Raw genomic sequence first — 16525 nt, 5'->3', positions numbered from 1 at the left:
GGAATCGTGGGGACGTCGCCATCGGCGATCGAACGCGTCGAGTCTAGTAGAAAAACTACAGAATCGCAATCTAGCAGTGCAGCGCGGATTGGGATGAATCAGCCAACAGCCCAATAAATACGGCCAATTACTAAGTAAAAACCCTAGGTTACGACAATGAGCGCGCCGAACAAATCACGATCCGGGCTTGTAGATTTTCTACAATACAACCTGCGATACTAGCGCCCACCCGAACCCTTTTTTCTCCGTCGCCTCATGCTCCCTCGAATCGAAGCGCTACGCGCGCAACTGCGTCCGTCCGAGCGCAAGCTGGCCGACTACGTGCTGGCCGCGCCGCGCGAAGTGCTCGACCTGTCGATGACCGATCTCGCGGCGCGCGCGGGCGTGAGCCAGCCGACCATCGCGCGCTTCTGCCATGCGCTCGGCTGCAGCGGCTTTCGCGAATTCAAGATCCGGCTCGCGCAGAGCATCGCGCCCGGCGTGCCCTCGGTGTATCGCGACGTCGAGCCCGACGAGCCCGCGCCCGGCATCATCGGCAAGGTGTTCGACCGCACCATCGGCGCGCTGATCGAGGTGCGCAACAGCTTGTCGGCGAGCAGCGTCGCCGAGGCGATCGCGCTGCTCGCGAACGCGGCGCGCATCGAGTTCTACGGCGCGGGCGGCTCGGGGATCGCCGCGCAGGACATCCAGCACAAGTTCTTCCGGCTCGGCGTGCCGAGCGTCGCCTACTCGGATCCGCACACCTTCTCGATGTCGGCCGCGCTGCTCGGCCCGCGCGACGTGGTGGTCGCGATCTCGAACACGGGCCGCACCCGCGACATCGTCGACGCCGCGCGCTCCGCGCGCGCGTGCGGCGCGCAGGTGGTGTCGATCACCCACAGCAATTCGCCGCTCGCGAAGCTCGCGACCGTGAGCCTCGCAGCCAACATCGCCGAGGAGACCGACGTGTTCTCGCCGATGACCTCGCGCGTGTCGCACCTCGCGATCGGCGACATCCTCGCGGTGGGCGTCGCGCTGCAGCGCGGCCCCGAGCTGGTCGACCGGCTCGGCCGCGCGAAGGAGGCGATCACGCGGCGCCGCATCGACCCCGACGCGAAGGACACGAAAGGCTGAGGCCCGCGCTCCCGCGCCGTCGGCTTGATATCGCCGACGTAAACGCAAGACGGCGCCCCGCGGGCGCCGCCTTGAACAACATGGGACGAACCAGGCTCAGAACGGCTTGATCACCGCGAGCGCGACCGCCACGAGCATGCCGAGCACCGGCAGTTCGTTGAACACGCGATACCACTTGTCGGAGCGTCGGTTCTCGCCGCGCTCGAACACCGCCAGCAGGTGCCCGCAATACGCGTGGTAGACAAGCAGCAGCACGACCACCGCGAGCTTCGCGTGCACCCAGCCCTGCCCCTGGCCGATGCCGACCGCGAGCCACAGCCACAACCCGCACGCGAGCGCCGGCACCGCGATGAAGCTCATGAAGCGGAACAGCTTGCGCGCCATGATCAGCAGCCGGCGCACCGCGGCCGGCTCGGTTTCCATCGCGAGGTTCACGTAGATGCGCGGCAGGTAGAACAGGCCGGCGAACCACGCGGCGATCAGCACGATATGAAAGGTCTTGACCCAGAGCATGGCCATCGGTCGACTCGCCTCCCCTTATTGACGCGCTTCACCGTGCCCGAGCACGATGTATTTCAGCGACGTGAGCCCGTCGAGCCCGACCGGCCCGCGCGCATGCAGCTTGTCGTTCGAGATGCCGATCTCCGCGCCGAGCCCGAACTCGAAGCCGTCCGCGAAACGCGTCGACGCATTGACCATCACGCTCGCCGAATCGACTTCGCGCAGGAACCGCATCGCGCGATCGTGATCTTCGGTGACGATCGCATCGGTATGCGCGGAGCTGTACGTATTGATGTGCTCGATCGCCGCGTCGAGGTCGTCCACCACGCGGATCGCGAGCACCGGCGCGAGATACTCGGTGCGCCAGTCTTCCTCGGTCGCGTCGACGAGCGGGCCGACGCCCGCCTCGGCGAGCACCGCGCGCGCGGCCGCGTCGACGCGCAGCTCGACGTCCTTGCCGCGATAGAGCCGGCCCAGCGGCGGCAGCACGGCAGCCGCGATGCCGCGCGCGACGAGCAGCGTCTCCATCGTGTTGCAGGTGCCGTAGCGATGCGTCTTCGCGTTGTCGCACACGGCCAGCGCCTTGGCGAGATCCGCGCGGTCGTCGACATAGACATGGCAGATGCCGTCGAGATGCTTGATCATCGGCACGCGCGCTTCGTTGATCAGGCGTTCGATCAGGCTCTTGCCGCCGCGCGGCACGATCACGTCGACGTACTCGGTCATCGTGATCAGCTTGCCGACCGCCGCGCGGTCGGCGGTCGCGACCACCTGCACCGCATCCTCGGGCAGGCCGGCCGCGCGCAGCCCTTCGGCGATCAGCCCGGCGAGCGCGGTGTTCGATTCGAGCGCCTCGGAGCCGCCGCGCAGGATCGTCGCGTTGCCGGACTTCAGGCACAGCGCCGCCGCGTCGATCGTCACGTTCGGGCGTGATTCGTAGATGATGCCGATCACCCCGAGCGGCACCCGCATCTGGCCGACCTGGATGCCGCTCGGCCGGTACTTGAGGTTGCTGATCTCGCCGATCGGGTCGGCCAGCGCGGCGACCTGGCGCAGGCCCTCGATCATGGTCGCGAGCGCCTTGTCGGACAATGTGAGGCGGTCGACGAACGCGGCGTCGAGCCCCTTGTCGCGCGCGCGCGCGACATCGCGCGCATTGGCGGCCTTGAGCGCCGCGGCGTCGCGTTCGATCGCCGTCGCGACCGCGGCAAGCGCCGCGTTCTTCGCGGCGGTGGACGCCCGCGCCATCGCGCGCGAGGCGTGCCGCGCGCGCCGGCCGACGTCCGTCATGTATTGATCGATATCCATCGTGAAACTCGAGAGGCGGGCCGCGACATGCGGCACAAACGATTGGGGGGAAAGGGGCGCGGGCTTCGGACAGCCCGCGCGCCGTCGCTATCGCGATTGTAAGCGCGTCGCGCGAAGCCCGCTCAGCCCGGGCGACGCGATGCCGCAGCCGGTGGCGCGGCCTGCGCGCCCGCCACCGTCATGGCCAGCTGGAACAGGCCGTCCCACGGGTCCGGCGGCGGCGCGTCGCGACCGTGCGGCGCGGCGCCGGACAGGCCCTTGACCTGACGATCGAGCCGCGCGGCGAACGCCAGCGCCTGTTCGAGCACGCGCTCCGACACGCGTGCGAGCGCCGGCCCGATCAGCCGCTCGCGCGGCCCCCATACGCGGTTCTCGCGCACCAGCACAGCGAGCGGCTTGCCTGCCGCCACGCCGCGCTTGATCCGCAGCAGCGTGCGCAATTCCTCGACGACCGCCCACAGCACCAGCACGAGCGCCTCGCCCTCGCCCTTCAGGCCGTCGATCATGCGCGCGAGCCGGCCCGCGTCGCCCGCGAGCATCGCCTCGTTGAGCTTGAACACGTCGTAGCGCGCGACGTTGAGCACCGCGTCCTGGATCTGTTCGAGCGTGAGCGCGCCCTGCGGATAGAGCAGGCCGAGCTTCTGGATTTCCTGGTGCGCGGCCAGCAGGTTGCCCTCGACGCGCTCCGCGATGAACTGCAGCGCGCGGCGCCCTTCCTCGCCCGCCGGGGCGCGCTGCCCCTGCAGGCCGAGCCGCTGACCGATCCAGTTCGGCAGCTGCGCGCGCTCGACCGGGTCGATCTTGAGCGCGGCGCCGCCATTCGCGAGCGCGGTGAACCACGCGGACTTCTGCGTCGCGGCATCGAGCCGCGGCAGCGTGACGAGCGTCAGCACATCGGGATTGCCGGCGGCCGCGAGCGCCTTGAGCGCCTCGGCGCCGTCCTTGCCCGGCTTGCCCGACGGAATCCGCAGCTCGACGAGCTGCCGCTCGCCGAACAGCGACATCGACTGGCTCGCGCCCAGGAGCGTGCTCCAGTCGAAGCTGCGCTCGACGGTAAACACGTTGCGTTCGGTAAAGCCGGCCGCGCGCGCGGCCGCGCGGATGCGGTCGCACGCCTCCTGCGCGAGCAGCGGCTCGTCGCCGTACACGACATACAGTGCGGCGAGCCCCTTCGCGAGGTGCGGCTCGAGTGCGTCCAGTCGCAATTGCATCGGTTCGTGGCTTCGGTCGGTCGAAAAGACGCCGCTCGCTTTACAGCGGCGGCGGCGGCAGCGGCGCGCGTGGCGCGACGCCCGGCACCGCGTCCTCCGGCCCGGCCGGCTCCAGCGTGCGGACGATCGCGAAGCGGCGCATCAGCTGGTCGACCGCGTCGTTCTGCATGTCCGCGAACAGGATGTCGGCTTCCTGCGCCTTCGCGTTCGTGAACTGCGCGTTGTACGTCATCGCGCGATTCAGCGCGATCACGCTCGGCGCGATCAGCACCGCGCCGTCGCGATTCGTCAGCGTGTAGTTCAACGAGTAGTTCAGCTGGTATTCCTGGACAGAACCGTATCGGTCGAGCGTCAGCGTGCTCTGGCCGCGCGATTCGGAGACCCCCAGCACCGCGTCCGCTTCCGCGACCGTCTTGACGATCACGGTATCGCTGCCGCCCTGGATCATGCGCGTGAGCCGCGCCGCCACGGCAGGCGGCGCGCCCGTCACCGCGAGGCGCTTGAACACGTAGTTCTGCTGCCCGCGCAGCTGGAAACCGCACGCGGACAGCAGCACAGCGCTGCCCGCGAGCATCAGAAACGATCTGCGGATCACCTTCGCTCCTTCTGGTTCGTTGTCAGACGACGACGTTCACAAGCCGGCCCGGCACGACGATGATCTTCTTCGCCGGTTTGCCTTCACCGAACTTCACGACGCTCTCGTCGGCCAGCGCGGCCGCCTCGATCGCTTCGCGGCTCGCGTCCTTCGCGACCGTCAGCGCGCCGCGCACCTTGCCGTTCACCTGCAGCACGAGTTCGATCTCGGCCTGCTCGAGCGCCGCTTCGTCGACCTTCGGCCAGGCCGCGTCGAGCAGCGCGCCCGATTCGTCCGCATAGCCCAGCTCGCGCCACAGCTGGTACGTGACGTGGGGCACCACCGGGTACAGCACGCGCAGCAGCACGCTGTAGGTCTCGCGCAGCACCGCGGGCGTCGCGCCCTTGGCGCCGTCGAGCGCGTTCAGCATCTTCATCGCGGCCGACACGACCGTGTTGTACTGCAGGCGCTGGTAGTCGAAATCCGCCTGCTTCAGCACGCTGTGGATCTCGCGGCGCAGCGCCTTGTCGGCGTCGCCGAGCTGCGCGGCGTCGAACGACCCGCGCGCGCGCAGCGCCGCCTCGTTCGCGATGCCGAAGCTCCACACCCGGCGCAGGAAGCGGCTCGCGCCCTCGACGCCCGCGCCCGACCACTCGAGCTGCTGCTCGGGCGGCGCCGCGAACATCGTGAACAGGCGCGCGGTGTCGGCGCCGTACTGGTCGATCAGCACCTGCGGATCGACGCCGTTGTTCTTCGACTTCGACATCTTCTCGATGCCGCCCAGCACGACCGGCTGGCCGTCGGCATTGAGCACCGCGCCGACGGGCCGGCCCTTGTCGTCATGCGACACCGTGACGTCGTCCGGGTTGTACCAGGTCTTCTTGCCGGCCGCGTCTTCGCGGTAGAAGGTTTCGTTCAGCACCATGCCCTGCGTGAGCAGGTTCTTCGCCGGCTCGCCGAACTTGACGAGGCCGAGGTCGCGCATCACCTTGGTCCAGAAGCGCGAATACAACAGATGCAGGATCGCGTGCTCGATGCCGCCGATGTACTGGTCCATCGGCATCCAGTAGTCGGTGCGGGCGTCGACCATGCTCGTCGCATCCGGCGCCGCGTAGCGCGAGAAATACCACGACGAATCGACGAAGGTGTCCATCGTGTCGGTCTCGCGCTTCGCCGCCGCGCCGCACTTCGGGCACGCGCAGTTGACGAACGCCTCCGACTTCGCGAGCGGATTGCCCGAGCCGTCCGGCACGAGATCCTCGGGCAGCACGACGGGCAGGTCCGCCTCGGGCACCGGCACGTCGCCGCACGACGGGCAGTGGATGATCGGGATCGGCGTGCCCCAGTAGCGCTGGCGCGAGATGCCCCAGTCGCGCAGGCGCCAGGTCACCTGCTTGTCGCCGAAGCCGCCCGCCTTCAGGTCGGCCGCGACCGCGTCGACGGCCGCCGCATAGCCGAGGCCGTCGTACTTGCCGCTGTTCACGCACGCGGCGGCGTCCTTGTCGCCGTACCACTCCTGCCAGGCCTCGGTCGAATAGGTCTCGCCCTCGACCGCGATCACCTGCTTGATCGGCAGGCCGTACTTGCGCGCGAACGCGAAATCGCGCTCGTCGTGCGCGGGCACGCCCATCACGGCGCCCTCGCCGTAGCTCATCAGCACGTAGTTGCCGATCCACACCTCGACCGGCTCGCCCGTCAGCGGGTGGCTGACCTCGAAGCCCGTCGCGACGCCCTTCTTCTCCATCGTCGCCATGTCGGCTTCCGCGACACCGCCGCGCTTGCATTCGTCGATGAACGCGAGCAGCTCGGGGCGATCCTGCGCGAGCCGGGTCGCGAGCGGGTGCTCGGCCGCGATCGCGCAGAAGGTCACGCCCATGATCGTGTCCGCGCGGGTCGTGAACACGCGCAACAACTTGCGCTCGCCGTCCAGCTCGTACGGGAAGCCGAAGTTCACGCCGAAGCTCTTGCCGATCCAGTTCTGCTGCATCAGCTTCACGCGCTCGGGCCAGCCGAGGCCGTCGAGGTCGTTCAGCAGCTCGTCCGCGTACTGCGTGATGCGCATGTAGTACATCGGGATCTCGCGCTTCTCGATCAGCGCGCCCGAGCGCCAGCCGCGCCCGTCGATCACCTGCTCGTTCGCGAGCACGGTCTGGTCGACCGGATCCCAGTTGACGGTGCCGGTCTTCTTGTACGCGATGCCCTTCTCGAGCATCTTGAGGAACAGCCACTGGTTCCAGCGGTAGTAATCCGGCTTGCAGGTCGTGACCTCGCGCGACCAGTCGACCGCGAGGCCCATCGACTGCATCTGCTTCTTCATGTACGCGATGTTGTCGTAGGTCCACTGCGCGGGCGGCACGCCGTTCGCCATCGCCGCGTTCTCCGCCGGCATCCCGAACGCGTCCCAGCCCATCGGCATCAGCGTGTTGTAGCCGTTCATGCGCAGGTAGCGGTACATCACGTCGTTGATCGTGTAGTTACGCACGTGCCCCATGTGCAGCTTGCCTGACGGGTACGGCAGCATCGACACGCAGTAGAACTTCGGCTTCTGCGAGTCTTCCGTCGTCTTGTAGGCATCGACTGCGCGCCAGTCGCTCTGGGCGGCGGCTTCAACGTCGGCGGGTACGTATCTTTCGTGCATGGTGTGGTCGGACTAGGCTTGGAGCGGCGCGCGCCTGGCGCACGCGGCGGAGTGGATCGAAAGTCGCGCATCCCCGGCGGGCGGGGAAAACGTCGATTATACCGTCCGCGCCGGCCGGCACGGCCGCCCGTGCGGCGAATCCGCGCTCAGCGCGACGCCGGAGCCGGCGCGGCCGGCGGCTCGGTCACGAAGCCGATGCGTGAAAGGCCCGCCTGCTGCGCGGCGCCCATCACCTGCGCGATCGTCTCGTAGCGGGTCGAGCGCTCGGCGCGCAGGCGCAGCTCGGGCGCGGCGGCGCCCGCCGCCGCCGCGCGGAAGCGCGCGGCGAGCGCGTCGGACGCGATGGGTTCGTCGTTCCAGAACAGCCGCCCCGCGCCGTCGATCGACAGCGTGATCACCTCGGGCGTGTCGCGCGACGGCGCGGCCGCGACCTTCGGCAAATCGAGCCGGATCGCGTGGGTCAGGAGCGGCGCGGTCAGGATGAAGATCACGAGCAGCACGAGCATCACGTCGATCAGCGGCGTCATGTTGATGTCCGCGATCGGCGCCGCCGTGTCCTGGTGGTCGAGGCCGCCGAATGCCATGGCAATCTCCGTGCGCGCGGGCCGCTCAGGCCTCGCCGCAGACGAATACGTGCAGGTCGCGCGCGAAGCCGTCGAGATCCTCGACGAGCTGGCGCACGAGCCGGCCGAGGATGTTGTAGGCCAGCACGGCAGGAATCGCGACGACGAGCCCGAACGCGGTCATGATCAGCGCCTCGCCGACCGGCCCCGCGACGTTCTCGATCTGCGCCTGGCCGCTCGCCGCGATGCTGCCGAGCGCGTGGTAGATGCCCCAGACGGTGCCGAGCAGCCCGACGAACGGCGCCGTGCTGCCGATCGACGCGAGCAGCACCTGGCCGAATTCGAGCCGGCGCTGCGAGCGGCGCAGCGCGTGACGCAGCGCGCGCAGCACGCGTTCGCCGCGCTCGACGCGCGCCGCGAGCGCCTGCGGCTCGGCGTCGCGGGCCGCCGCCGCGTCGCGCGCGGCCTCGGCGAGCGGCGCGAACACCCGCTCGCGATCCGCCGCGCGCAGCGCGGCGATCCCGTCGTCGAGCGTGGACGCGTGCCAGAACGCGGCGAGCGCGGCCGGGCCCTGGCGCTTCGCGCGCACCAGCACCCAGGCCTTCACGAGCAGGAAGCACCAGCTCGCGACCGACATCGCGAGCAGCAGGTAGGCGACCGCGTGCGTGACCGCGTCGCCGCTGTCGAGGTAATGGAGAATGCCGGTCGGGGTCGCCATCGGTGGATGGATCAGCGCAGGCCGAGCACGTCCTGCATGTCGAACAGGCCGGTCGGCCGGTCCGCGAGGAAGCGCACCGCGCGCAGCGAACCCTGCGCGTACGACACCCGGCTCGACGACTTGTGGGTGATCTCGATGCGCTCGCCGGTGCCGGCGAACAGCACCGTGTGATCGCCGACGATGTCGCCGCCGCGGATCGCCGAGAAGCCGATCGTCGACGGATCGCGCTCGCCCGTCACGCCGTGACGGTCGTACACCGCGCAGGCGTCGAGCGAGCGCCCGAGCGCGCCTGCGACCGCCTCGCCCATCATCAGCGCGGTGCCGGACGGCGCGTCGACCTTGTGGCGGTGGTGCGCCTCGATGATCTCGATGTCATAGCCCTGCGCGAACTGCCGCGCGGCCATTTCGAGCAGCTTCAGCGTGACGTTCACGCCAACGCTCATGTTGGCCGAGAACACGATGCCGATCCGCTCGGCCGCGGCCTTGAGCGTGGCCTTCTGCGCGTCGGTGAAGCCGGTCGTGCCGATCACGAGCTTCACGCCGTGGCGCAGCGCGGCCTCGAGATGCACGAGCGTGCCTTCCGGACGGGTGAAATCGATCAGGTAGTCGGCCTCCGCGCTGACGCGCTCGAGATCGTCGGTCAGCACGATACCGGTGTCCTTGCCGAGGAACGCGCCCGCGTCCTGGCCGAGCTGCGGCGAACCCGTACGGTCGAGCGCGCCGACGAGCCGTGCGTCGGGATCGTTCAGGACCGCTTCGATCAGCATCCGGCCCATGCGGCCCGACGCTCCTGCAATGGCAATGTTGTACGACGACATGCGCTACCTGCTGCAAAAAAGACGGGCGGCCGCGCCGCCCGACAATCATGGAACGCCGGCTCAGCCGCCCGTGCCCGCCGCGCCCGAGGCAGGCGTGGTGAGCGGCTGGTTCGGCAGCGTATCGGTGCTGCGCGGGCCGACCGGCTGCCCCGCGTCGCTCGGCACCGGCTGGGCGGGGCGATGGAACTGGAATTGCGGCTGGATCGCCGGGCTCGCGCCGGGCGGCATCCCGCCCGGGGTCGGCGCGTTCGGCGCCGTCTGCGTGGACGGCGCGAAGCGGCCGCCGCCCACCGAGCCCTGGCCCGAGACCTGGCTGGTCGCGCGGTTCGCCGCGCGGGCCGCCTGCTCGTTCGCGTCGTTCGAGAGATCCTGCGGCTGCGGCGCGGCGGCCGGCTGGGCCGCCGTCGCCTGCGCGCCGCTCGCCGCGGCCAGCGCGGCCGCCTTGGCCTTCTTGCCGCGCTTGTCGCCGTCGATGTCGGCGAGCAGCTCGAGCTCGGACGGCAGGTTGTCGCCGCCCGTCCAGCTGGCGAGGCGGTCGCCGCCGAAGGTCAGCACGAGATCGCGCTGCTGCACGACGGACGTCGAGCCGCGCTTGAAATAGAAGATGTAATCCCAGCGGTCCGCATGGAACATGTCGGCCAGGAGCGGCGTACCGAGCAAGGCGCGCACCTGATCCCGCGTCATGCCGGCCTGCAGCTGCGCGGCCTTTTCCTGCGACACGAAATTACCCTGCACAACCGTGATGCGATACGGCGTGATGCTTTGCGCGATGCGCTGCGTGACGCTGTCGTACGACGAGCAACCGGCCAGCGCGGCAACTGCGGCGGCGGCGAGGATGGCACTCCGCATGCGGTTCCGCTGAAAATGCAAAAGAGATGTTGGAATCATGTCCCTCACCGTGCTGGCCCGTTGCGCAGGCCGCGCGAGTTTTGTCACTGATGACTGAAACGGCTAAAAGCCGGTACTATTAGAGCCCTGCATTGTACTCTAGGGATGCCTAGCCATGACCAATCCGACCGATCTCAAAAATATCGGGCTGAAGGCCACCCTACCGCGCCTCAAAATTCTCGAAATTTTCCAGCAGAGCCCGGTACGCCACCTGACCGCAGAAGACGTCTATCGCAATCTGCTGCACGAAGAGCTGGACATCGGCCTCGCCACGGTCTACCGCGTACTCACGCAGTTCGAGCAGGCGGGCCTGCTGTCGCGCAGCAACTTCGAATCCGGCAAGGCCGTGTTCGAGCTGAACGAAGGCTCGCACCACGACCACCTGGTCTGCCTCGATTGCGGCCGGGTCGAGGAATTCTTCGACGCGGAGATCGAAAGCCGCCAGCAGTCGATCGCGAAGGAGCGCGGCTTCAAGCTGCAGGAACATTCGCTCGCGATGTACGGCACCTGCACGACGGAAAACTGCCCGCATCGCAAGCACTGAAGCTTACAGAAAGCCGCGCCTGCGCGCTGCCGAAAAAAAACCCGGTCAGGCTCGTGCCGACCGGGTTTTTTTCTTTTCGTGACGTTCCTGCCCCCGCCCCGCTCAGGCGGGCGCCGCGCCGCCGACGAGCCGCCACGGCCCGTCGAGCGCGATTTCGTCGCAGTTCGGCTGGCCGCCGCCGCGGTCGACGACCAGAAAATCGCTGACCCGGTCGAGCGCGAGGAGCGGATGGTGCCAGACGCCCTTCGCGTAATTCACCCCCTGCCAGCCCTCGGCCATGAAGGCGCGCAGGCGCGCCGGCTCGAATCCGCCCGCCGGCGCGACGACGATCGCATAGCGCGCGACCGCCGCGAGCGGAATGAACGCCTGGCTGCCGAGCGGATGGCGCTCCATCATCGAGATCTCGATCGGTTCCGCGCGCGGCTGCGCGCGGAACAGGCTCACGAGCGGCCGTCCGCCTGCGTCGGCCACGTCGATCGACGCGAGATCGTGGAAGCGCTCGGTCGTGCCGCCATTGATCGGAAAGCGGCGCGCGCCCTCCAGTTCGATGACGTCGCCAAACGGCGCGAACGCCGCCCGCGTCAGCGGCTCGATGCGCAGGATGCGCCGCGTGTCCATCGCCGCCGCCGTCAAGCCGGATCGCCCCACAGACGCAGCCGCGACACGCCGCCGTCCGGGTAGATGTTCAAGCGCACGTGGGTCACGGGGCCGAGCGCCGCGAGCAGGCTGTCGAACACGTGCACATGGTCCATCTGGAGCGGCTGCTCGCCCAGCAGCACCGGCCAGAACATCGCCTGGGTGACGAGCGAATCGTCGGTGCCGCCCGCGACGCGCGCCGCCTGCAGCGAGCAGCGGTCGGGGAAATTTCCCTTGAAGTGCGCGGTATCCACCTCGACCCGACGGATCACGCCCGGCCGCGCGAGCGCGATGATCGCCCAGTCGTTGCCCGGCTCGCGGCGGCGGCGGGTTTCCCAGCCGTCGCCCATGTTCGCGCCGCGCCCCGGCATCAGCATCTGCGAGGCGGGCCCGAAATGCTGGTTGTTCGCGGCGACCAGGTAGGCGCCGTTCTCGATCGCCGCGAGATCGACCGCCTCGCCGCGCGCCGCCCGGCTCCAGTCGCGCTGCGGCTGGCCGTACACGCGCAGCCGCGCGAGCCCGCCGTCCGGGTACAGGTTCACGCGCAGGTGCGTGTACGGCCGCGCGTCGTCGACCTCGACATAGTGGTGACTGTTGCCCTGCAGCGTGGTCGCGGGCACCAGCACCTGCCAGTCGGCGTCGTCCGGCGGCGTCTCGGCATCCGACACGCACGCGTCGATCGACGCGGCCGGCGGGAAATTGCCGGTGAAGTGGCTGGTGTCGAGATCGACCCCGTGCACGACGCCCGGCCGGGCCAGCCTGAGCACGCAGAAATCGTGGCCGGTCGTGCGCTTGCGGCGCGTCTCCCAGCCGTCCATCCACTTGCCGTGATCGTCGTACTTGCCGGGGATGAACACCGCCGGCTCCGGGTTGAGCATCCGCTCCTTCGGCGCGAAGAACTCGTCGCTCGCGAACAGCGCCTGCGCGCCCAGGCGCGGATCGGCGAGGTTCATGTAGCGGCGCGTGAACGCGGGCGCGTTCGGGTCCAGCATCGGGGCAGCCATGGCGTCTCCTGAATCGTTCTGAGGAAGGAATGGTTGGGGGGCGTTCAATGCGCGGGCGCGTGGTCGCCGCCCGCGAGCGCGCCCGCCGGCGCGGCTTCGTCACCCGACGGCACATAGCGCAGCTCCTGGTTCAGCACGCGGTGCGCGCGGGCGCGGTCGATATCGCGCTCCCAGACCGCGACCACCACCGTCGCGACGCAGTTGCCGAGCAGGTTGGTCAGCGCGCGGGCGATCCCGACGAACCAGTCGACCGGCAGGATCAGCACGAGGCCGAGCACCGGGATCGCCGGAATCGCGGACAGCGTCGCGGCCAGGATCACGATCGCCGAGCCCGGGATCCCGTGCGCGCCCTTCGAGGTCACGAGCGACACCAGCAGCACCACCAGCAGGTCGTGCATCGACAGCGGCGTGTTGGTGGCCTGGGCGATGAACAGCACCGCGAGCGTCAGGTAGATCGAGAAGCCGTCGAGATTGAACGAGTAGCCGGTCGGGATCACGAGGCCGACCGTGGAATCCTTGATGCCCATCCATTCGAGCTTGCGCATCACCTGCGGCAGCACCGCGTCCGACGAGGCGGTGCCGAGCACGATCGACAGCTCCTCGCGCAGATAGCGGATCAGCTTGAACACGCTGAAGCCCGCGAGCCGCATCACGAGGCCGAGCACCACCGCGACGAAGATCGCGCAGCTCGCGTAGAACACCACGACCAGCATCCCGAGCTGCTTCAGCGAGGCGACGCCGTACTTGCCGGTCGTGAACGCGATCGCGCCGAGCACGCCGAGCGGCGCGAGCTTGATGATGAAGCCCATCACGCGGAAGAACACGCCCGACAACTCCTCGATCAGCGCGTTGACGCGCTGCGCGCGCTCGCCGAGCAGCGACAGCGCCGAGCCGAACAGCACCGCGAACACGAGGATCTGCAGGATGTCGCCGCGCGCGAACGCATCGAACGCGGTGTCCGGGATGATCTTGAGCAGGTAGCCGGCCGTGTCCTTCAGGCTCTGCGCGTTGCGCGCGTAGTCGGCGAGCGAGGCCGGGTCGAGCGAATGGAGATCGACGTTCATGCCCGCGCCGGGCCGCGTGAGCCACGCGAGCAGGATGCCGATCCCGAGCGCGATGGTGGTCATCGCCTCGAAATAGATCACGGCCTTCAGCCCGACCCGACCGACCTTCTTCAGGTCGCCCGCGTTCGCCATCCCGCCGACCACCACGCAGAACACGATCGGCCCGATCACCATCTTGATCAGCTTCAGGAAACCGTCGCCGAGCGGCCGCAGCGACTGCGCGAAATGCGGGAAGAACGCACCGAGCGCCACCCCGATCACCAGGGCGATGACCACCCGGCCAAACAGCGAATTGAGAAACTTCGACACGGCGTTCTCCCATTCCAGCGGTTGCGGAATCGTCTGTTCATACTGGTCGGACCAGTGATGTTATGGACGATAGTAGGAAGCCGATATAGTCGCGTCAAGCCAGCAAAATTCAGGGATTACCCGCGTGCCGCCAAGCAATATTCGTCCGAAAAAAGCCTGTTGAATCATCGCTTTCCCGAACCCCGGCGGCGCTTGGCGGCCACCGGATTACAATGCCGGTCAGACCGCCGACTCCCTGCCTTCATGAAGAACGTTCCGCACACCGTGACCGACGCCGCCATCGCCACGATCCGCGACCGGATCGAGACCGGCGTCTACCCCGTCGGCTGCCTGCTGCCCGCGCAGCGCCAGCTGTCCGAGGAGCTGGCGATCAGCCGCGCCTCGCTGCGCGAGGCGCTGACCACGCTCGAAGCGCTCGGCATGCTGACGATCCGGCCCGGCAAGGGCGTCTATGTCGAGAGCGCGCAGGCGGGCGTCGCCCATGCGTGGCGCTTCGCCGAGCAGTCGTCGCCGCCCGACACCTACCAGATGCGCTACGCGCTCGAAGGCTTCGCCGCGCGGATGGCGGCGCTCGCGGTCAGCGACCACGACCTCGCCTGGTTCGAGGACAATCTCGCCGCGCTGCAGATCGCGCTCGCGAACCAGGCGCTCGACGAGGCGTCGCAGCTCGACTTCGAGTTCCACATGCGGATCGTGAGCCTGGCCGGCAACGCGGCGATCGAGTCGATCCTGCGCGGCAGCGCCGACATCATGAAGGAAAGCCAGCGCATGCCGTTCTACCGGCGCGAGCTGATGCAGTCGACCTATCACGAGCATCGCGCGATCCTCGACGCGCTGCTCGCGCGCGAACCCGCCGCCGCCGGGCGCGCGATCGAGGCGCACATCACGAACGCCGCGCAGCGCGCCGGCGTGCACTTCCCGACCCCGGACCGCTGAAGCGGCGGCGCGCTAGAGCGCCAGCGCCTCCAGGCATGCGACCAGCGCGCGCGCGGCCGCGCTGCGGTACGCGCCGCGCCGCGTCAGCAGCGCCGCGGTACGGCGCGGCAGCGACGGCGTCAGCTCGACCACGCTGAGCCCCGCGTGGCGCGCGGCGACCGCGGCGGGCAGCACGGTCGCGAGCCGGTCGCCGCCGACGATCTCGAGCAGCGCATTCAAGGATTCGACCTCGATCGCCACGCGCGGCGCGACCCCGTGCGCGGCGAAATACTGGTCGATGTTCACGCGGGTCGCGAAGGCGCGGCTCAGCAGGATCAGCGGCTCGTCGGCCAGATCCGCCGGCGCGAGCGGCCGCTGCCGGCGCGCCTGGTGATGGCCCGGGCCGGCCACCAGCGCGAGCGCCTCCTCCCACAACGGCTGGGCGTCGATGTCGGCGAGTTGGACCGGCTCGAACGCGAAGCCGAGATCGAGTTCGTCCTCGAGCAGCAGCGCCTCGATCTGCTCCTGCGGCATCTCGCGGATCGACAGCGTGAGCTTCGGATAGCGCGCGTGGAAGCGCTCGACGAGCGGCCCGACCAGATAGGCGGTGAAGGTCGGCGTCATCGCGAGCCGCAGCGAGCCGCTTTGCAGGTCCTCCACATCGTGCAGCGCGCGCCGCCCCGCATCGAGCTGGCGCAACGCCGCACGCGCGTGCCGCAGGTACACCTCGCCGAATTCCGTGAGACGCACGCCGCGCCCCGAACGGTCGAACAGCGGCACGCCGAGGGCGTCCTCGAGCTGGCGGATCTGTTGCGACAGCGTGGGTTGCGAGACGTGCAGCGCGTCGGCCGCGCGCGTGAAATTGCCGTGTTCCGCGACCGCGAGGAAATAGCGGATGTGTCTGAGCAGCATGGCGCGTCCGGGTTAGAGGTATTGGTTCTGCCTATACAAACAATAATAAACCGGTCTTGGACGCTATGACTGGATTCCCGCATGCTCTATCCACCCGTTACCGATTCCCGTCCTGGAGGTCAGCGTGCAAGACATCATCGAGGGTTTCCTGAAGTTCCAGCGCGACGCGTTTCCCGCGCGCTCCGCGTTGTTCCGCCGCCTCGCGGCCAGCCAGCAGCCGCGCGCGCTGTTCATCTCGTGCTCGGACAGCCGGCTCGTGCCCGAGCTGGTCACGCAGCGCGAGCCCGGCGACCTGTTCGTGATCCGCAACGCCGGCAACATCGTGCCGTCCTACGGCCCCGAGCCGGGCGGTGTGTCGGCCTCGGTCGAATATGCGGTCGCGGTGCTCGGCGTCGCGGACATCGTGGTCTGCGGCCACTCCGACTGCGGCGCGATGACGGCGCTCGCCACCTGCCGCTGCCTCGACCACCTGCCCGCGGTGCGCGGCTGGCTGCGCCACGCGGACGCCGCGAAGGCCGTGCACGGCGCGCGCGATTATCCGGACGAGCGCACGCGGGTCGACGCGATGGTGCGCGACAACGTGGTCGCCCAGCTCGCGAACCTCGCGACCCACCCCGCGGTCCGGCTCGCGCTCGAACAGGGGCGCGTCATGCTGCACGGCTGGATCTACGACATCGAAACCGGTGCGATCCAGGCGCTCGACGGCGCGACGCGACGCTTCGTCGCGCTCGCCGAGCATCCCCGGGTTCACGCCACGCCGCCGCCGCTCCACGCCGCGGCCTGAGCCTCGCGTTTCACGTTTCACCGTT

17 protein-coding genes are annotated in these 16525 nt (G+C 69.0%); 4 read left to right on the top strand and 13 right to left on the bottom strand.

What is annotated here, in order from left to right; translation table 11 throughout:
* Window positions 1-255: 255 nt before the first annotated feature.
* Window positions 256-1113: a MurR/RpiR family transcriptional regulator gene (locus Bsp3421_RS32810; RefSeq protein WP_274001143.1), complete on the top strand. Its 858-nt coding sequence runs from the start codon at window positions 256-258 to the stop codon at window positions 1111-1113.
* A 96-nt stretch (window positions 1114-1209) separates the two neighbouring features.
* Here Bsp3421_RS32810 and Bsp3421_RS32805 read toward each other — a convergent pair whose 3' ends face one another.
* The 9 genes from Bsp3421_RS32805 to Bsp3421_RS32765 all read right to left on the bottom strand — a co-directional run bounded on the left by Bsp3421_RS32805 (window position 1210) and on the right by Bsp3421_RS32765 (window position 10293).
* A complete protein-coding gene (locus tag Bsp3421_RS32805; protein WP_274001142.1) occupies window positions 1210-1632 on the bottom strand; it encodes a CopD family protein in 423 nt (140 codons plus the stop codon).
* Window positions 1633-1650: 18 nt separating this feature from the next.
* Window positions 1651-2922, bottom strand: a complete 1272-nt coding sequence (locus Bsp3421_RS32800; RefSeq protein WP_274001141.1) for a glutamate-5-semialdehyde dehydrogenase — start codon at window positions 2920-2922, stop codon at window positions 1651-1653.
* 122 nt (window positions 2923-3044) lie between these two features.
* Window positions 3045-4133, bottom strand: coding sequence for a DNA polymerase III subunit delta (holA, locus tag Bsp3421_RS32795; protein WP_274001140.1), 1089 nt, complete (start codon window positions 4131-4133; stop codon window positions 3045-3047).
* Window positions 4134-4173: 40 nt separating this feature from the next.
* Window positions 4174-4728 carry an LPS-assembly lipoprotein LptE gene (locus Bsp3421_RS32790; protein WP_274001138.1) on the bottom strand — a complete coding sequence of 185 codons (555 nt, stop codon included), beginning with the start codon at window positions 4726-4728 and terminating at the stop codon, window positions 4174-4176.
* Between the two features lie 22 nt (window positions 4729-4750).
* The gene (gene leuS, locus Bsp3421_RS32785; RefSeq protein ID WP_274001137.1) at window positions 4751-7345 is read right to left on the bottom strand and encodes a leucine--tRNA ligase; all 2595 of its coding nucleotides are present in this window, start codon (window positions 7343-7345) and stop codon (window positions 4751-4753) included.
* Window positions 7346-7491: 146 nt separating this feature from the next.
* Window positions 7492-7929, bottom strand: a complete 438-nt coding sequence (locus Bsp3421_RS32780; protein WP_274001135.1) for an ExbD/TolR family protein — start codon at window positions 7927-7929, stop codon at window positions 7492-7494.
* A gap of 25 nt (window positions 7930-7954) precedes the next feature.
* Window positions 7955-8626, bottom strand: a complete 672-nt coding sequence (locus Bsp3421_RS32775) for a MotA/TolQ/ExbB proton channel family protein (RefSeq protein ID WP_274001133.1) — start codon at window positions 8624-8626, stop codon at window positions 7955-7957.
* An 11-nt stretch (window positions 8627-8637) separates the two neighbouring features.
* Window positions 8638-9444 carry a 4-hydroxy-tetrahydrodipicolinate reductase gene (gene dapB, locus Bsp3421_RS32770; protein WP_274001131.1) on the bottom strand — a complete coding sequence of 269 codons (807 nt, stop codon included), beginning with the start codon at window positions 9442-9444 and terminating at the stop codon, window positions 8638-8640.
* 60 nt (window positions 9445-9504) lie between these two features.
* A complete protein-coding gene (locus tag Bsp3421_RS32765) occupies window positions 9505-10293 on the bottom strand; it encodes an outer membrane protein assembly factor BamE (protein WP_274001129.1) in 789 nt (262 codons plus the stop codon).
* Window positions 10294-10447: 154 nt separating this feature from the next.
* On the opposite strand from Bsp3421_RS32765, the gene fur reads away from it, so the two are divergent.
* Window positions 10448-10876, top strand: coding sequence for a ferric iron uptake transcriptional regulator (gene fur / locus Bsp3421_RS32760; RefSeq protein ID WP_274001128.1), 429 nt, complete (start codon window positions 10448-10450; stop codon window positions 10874-10876).
* Window positions 10877-10978: 102 nt separating this feature from the next.
* Here fur and Bsp3421_RS32755 read toward each other — a convergent pair whose 3' ends face one another.
* From Bsp3421_RS32755 to Bsp3421_RS32745, 3 genes are read right to left on the bottom strand one after another with little or no spacing between them, the layout of a single operon-like run.
* The gene (locus Bsp3421_RS32755; RefSeq protein ID WP_274001126.1) at window positions 10979-11494 is read right to left on the bottom strand and encodes an ureidoglycolate lyase; all 516 of its coding nucleotides are present in this window, start codon (window positions 11492-11494) and stop codon (window positions 10979-10981) included.
* A gap of 11 nt (window positions 11495-11505) precedes the next feature.
* Window positions 11506-12516 carry an allantoicase gene (alc, locus tag Bsp3421_RS32750; RefSeq protein ID WP_274001124.1) on the bottom strand — a complete coding sequence of 337 codons (1011 nt, stop codon included), beginning with the start codon at window positions 12514-12516 and terminating at the stop codon, window positions 11506-11508.
* Between the two features lie 44 nt (window positions 12517-12560).
* The gene (locus Bsp3421_RS32745; RefSeq protein ID WP_274001123.1) at window positions 12561-13889 is read right to left on the bottom strand and encodes a C4-dicarboxylate transporter DctA; all 1329 of its coding nucleotides are present in this window, start codon (window positions 13887-13889) and stop codon (window positions 12561-12563) included.
* Window positions 13890-14132: 243 nt separating this feature from the next.
* On the opposite strand from Bsp3421_RS32745, the gene Bsp3421_RS32740 reads away from it, so the two are divergent.
* Entirely contained in the window at window positions 14133-14825 is a 693-nt protein-coding gene (locus Bsp3421_RS32740) for a FadR/GntR family transcriptional regulator (RefSeq protein ID WP_274001122.1), read from the top strand.
* 12 nt (window positions 14826-14837) lie between these two features.
* Here Bsp3421_RS32740 and cynR read toward each other — a convergent pair whose 3' ends face one another.
* Window positions 14838-15716 (bottom strand): transcriptional regulator CynR, encoded by an 879-nt coding sequence (cynR, locus tag Bsp3421_RS32735; RefSeq protein WP_274001121.1) that lies wholly within the window; start codon window positions 15714-15716, stop codon window positions 14838-14840.
* Between the two features lie 124 nt (window positions 15717-15840).
* Here cynR and Bsp3421_RS32730 point away from each other — a divergent pair, with 124 nt between their 5' ends.
* Window positions 15841-16500 (top strand): carbonic anhydrase, encoded by a 660-nt coding sequence (locus tag Bsp3421_RS32730; protein WP_274001120.1) that lies wholly within the window; start codon window positions 15841-15843, stop codon window positions 16498-16500.
* The last annotated feature ends 25 nt before the right edge of the window (window positions 16501-16525 follow it).

It is taken from the genome of Burkholderia sp. FERM BP-3421 (assembly GCF_028657905.1).
Taxonomy (GTDB): domain Bacteria; phylum Pseudomonadota; class Gammaproteobacteria; order Burkholderiales; family Burkholderiaceae; genus Burkholderia.
This window is presented reverse-complemented; position numbering and strand designations above follow the sequence as displayed.

What these genes read in the sequence shown, in the direction of transcription:
- cynR (WP_274001121.1), bottom strand. Translation starts at nt 15,716, where the DNA reads ATGCTGCTCAGACACATCCGCTATTTCCTCGCGGTCGCGGAACACGGC.
- Bsp3421_RS32800 (WP_274001141.1), bottom strand. Translation starts at nt 2,922, where the DNA reads ATGGATATCGATCAATACATGACGGACGTCGGCCGGCGCGCGCGGCAC.
- dapB (WP_274001131.1), bottom strand. Translation starts at nt 9,444, where the DNA reads ATGTCGTCGTACAACATTGCCATTGCAGGAGCGTCGGGCCGCATGGGC.
- leuS (WP_274001137.1), bottom strand. Translation starts at nt 7,345, where the DNA reads ATGCACGAAAGATACGTACCCGCCGACGTTGAAGCCGCCGCCCAGAGC.
- Bsp3421_RS32740 (WP_274001122.1), top strand. Translation starts at nt 14,133, where the DNA reads ATGAAGAACGTTCCGCACACCGTGACCGACGCCGCCATCGCCACGATC.
- fur (WP_274001128.1), top strand. Translation starts at nt 10,448, where the DNA reads ATGACCAATCCGACCGATCTCAAAAATATCGGGCTGAAGGCCACCCTA.
- Bsp3421_RS32805 (WP_274001142.1), bottom strand. Translation starts at nt 1,632, where the DNA reads ATGGCCATGCTCTGGGTCAAGACCTTTCATATCGTGCTGATCGCCGCG.
- Bsp3421_RS32810 (WP_274001143.1), top strand. Translation starts at nt 256, where the DNA reads ATGCTCCCTCGAATCGAAGCGCTACGCGCGCAACTGCGTCCGTCCGAG.
- Bsp3421_RS32775 (WP_274001133.1), bottom strand. Translation starts at nt 8,626, where the DNA reads ATGGCGACCCCGACCGGCATTCTCCATTACCTCGACAGCGGCGACGCG.
- Bsp3421_RS32780 (WP_274001135.1), bottom strand. Translation starts at nt 7,929, where the DNA reads ATGGCATTCGGCGGCCTCGACCACCAGGACACGGCGGCGCCGATCGCG.
- holA (WP_274001140.1), bottom strand. Translation starts at nt 4,133, where the DNA reads ATGCAATTGCGACTGGACGCACTCGAGCCGCACCTCGCGAAGGGGCTC.
- Bsp3421_RS32765 (WP_274001129.1), bottom strand. Translation starts at nt 10,293, where the DNA reads ATGCGGAGTGCCATCCTCGCCGCCGCCGCAGTTGCCGCGCTGGCCGGT.
- alc (WP_274001124.1), bottom strand. Translation starts at nt 12,516, where the DNA reads ATGGCTGCCCCGATGCTGGACCCGAACGCGCCCGCGTTCACGCGCCGC.
- Bsp3421_RS32755 (WP_274001126.1), bottom strand. Translation starts at nt 11,494, where the DNA reads ATGGACACGCGGCGCATCCTGCGCATCGAGCCGCTGACGCGGGCGGCG.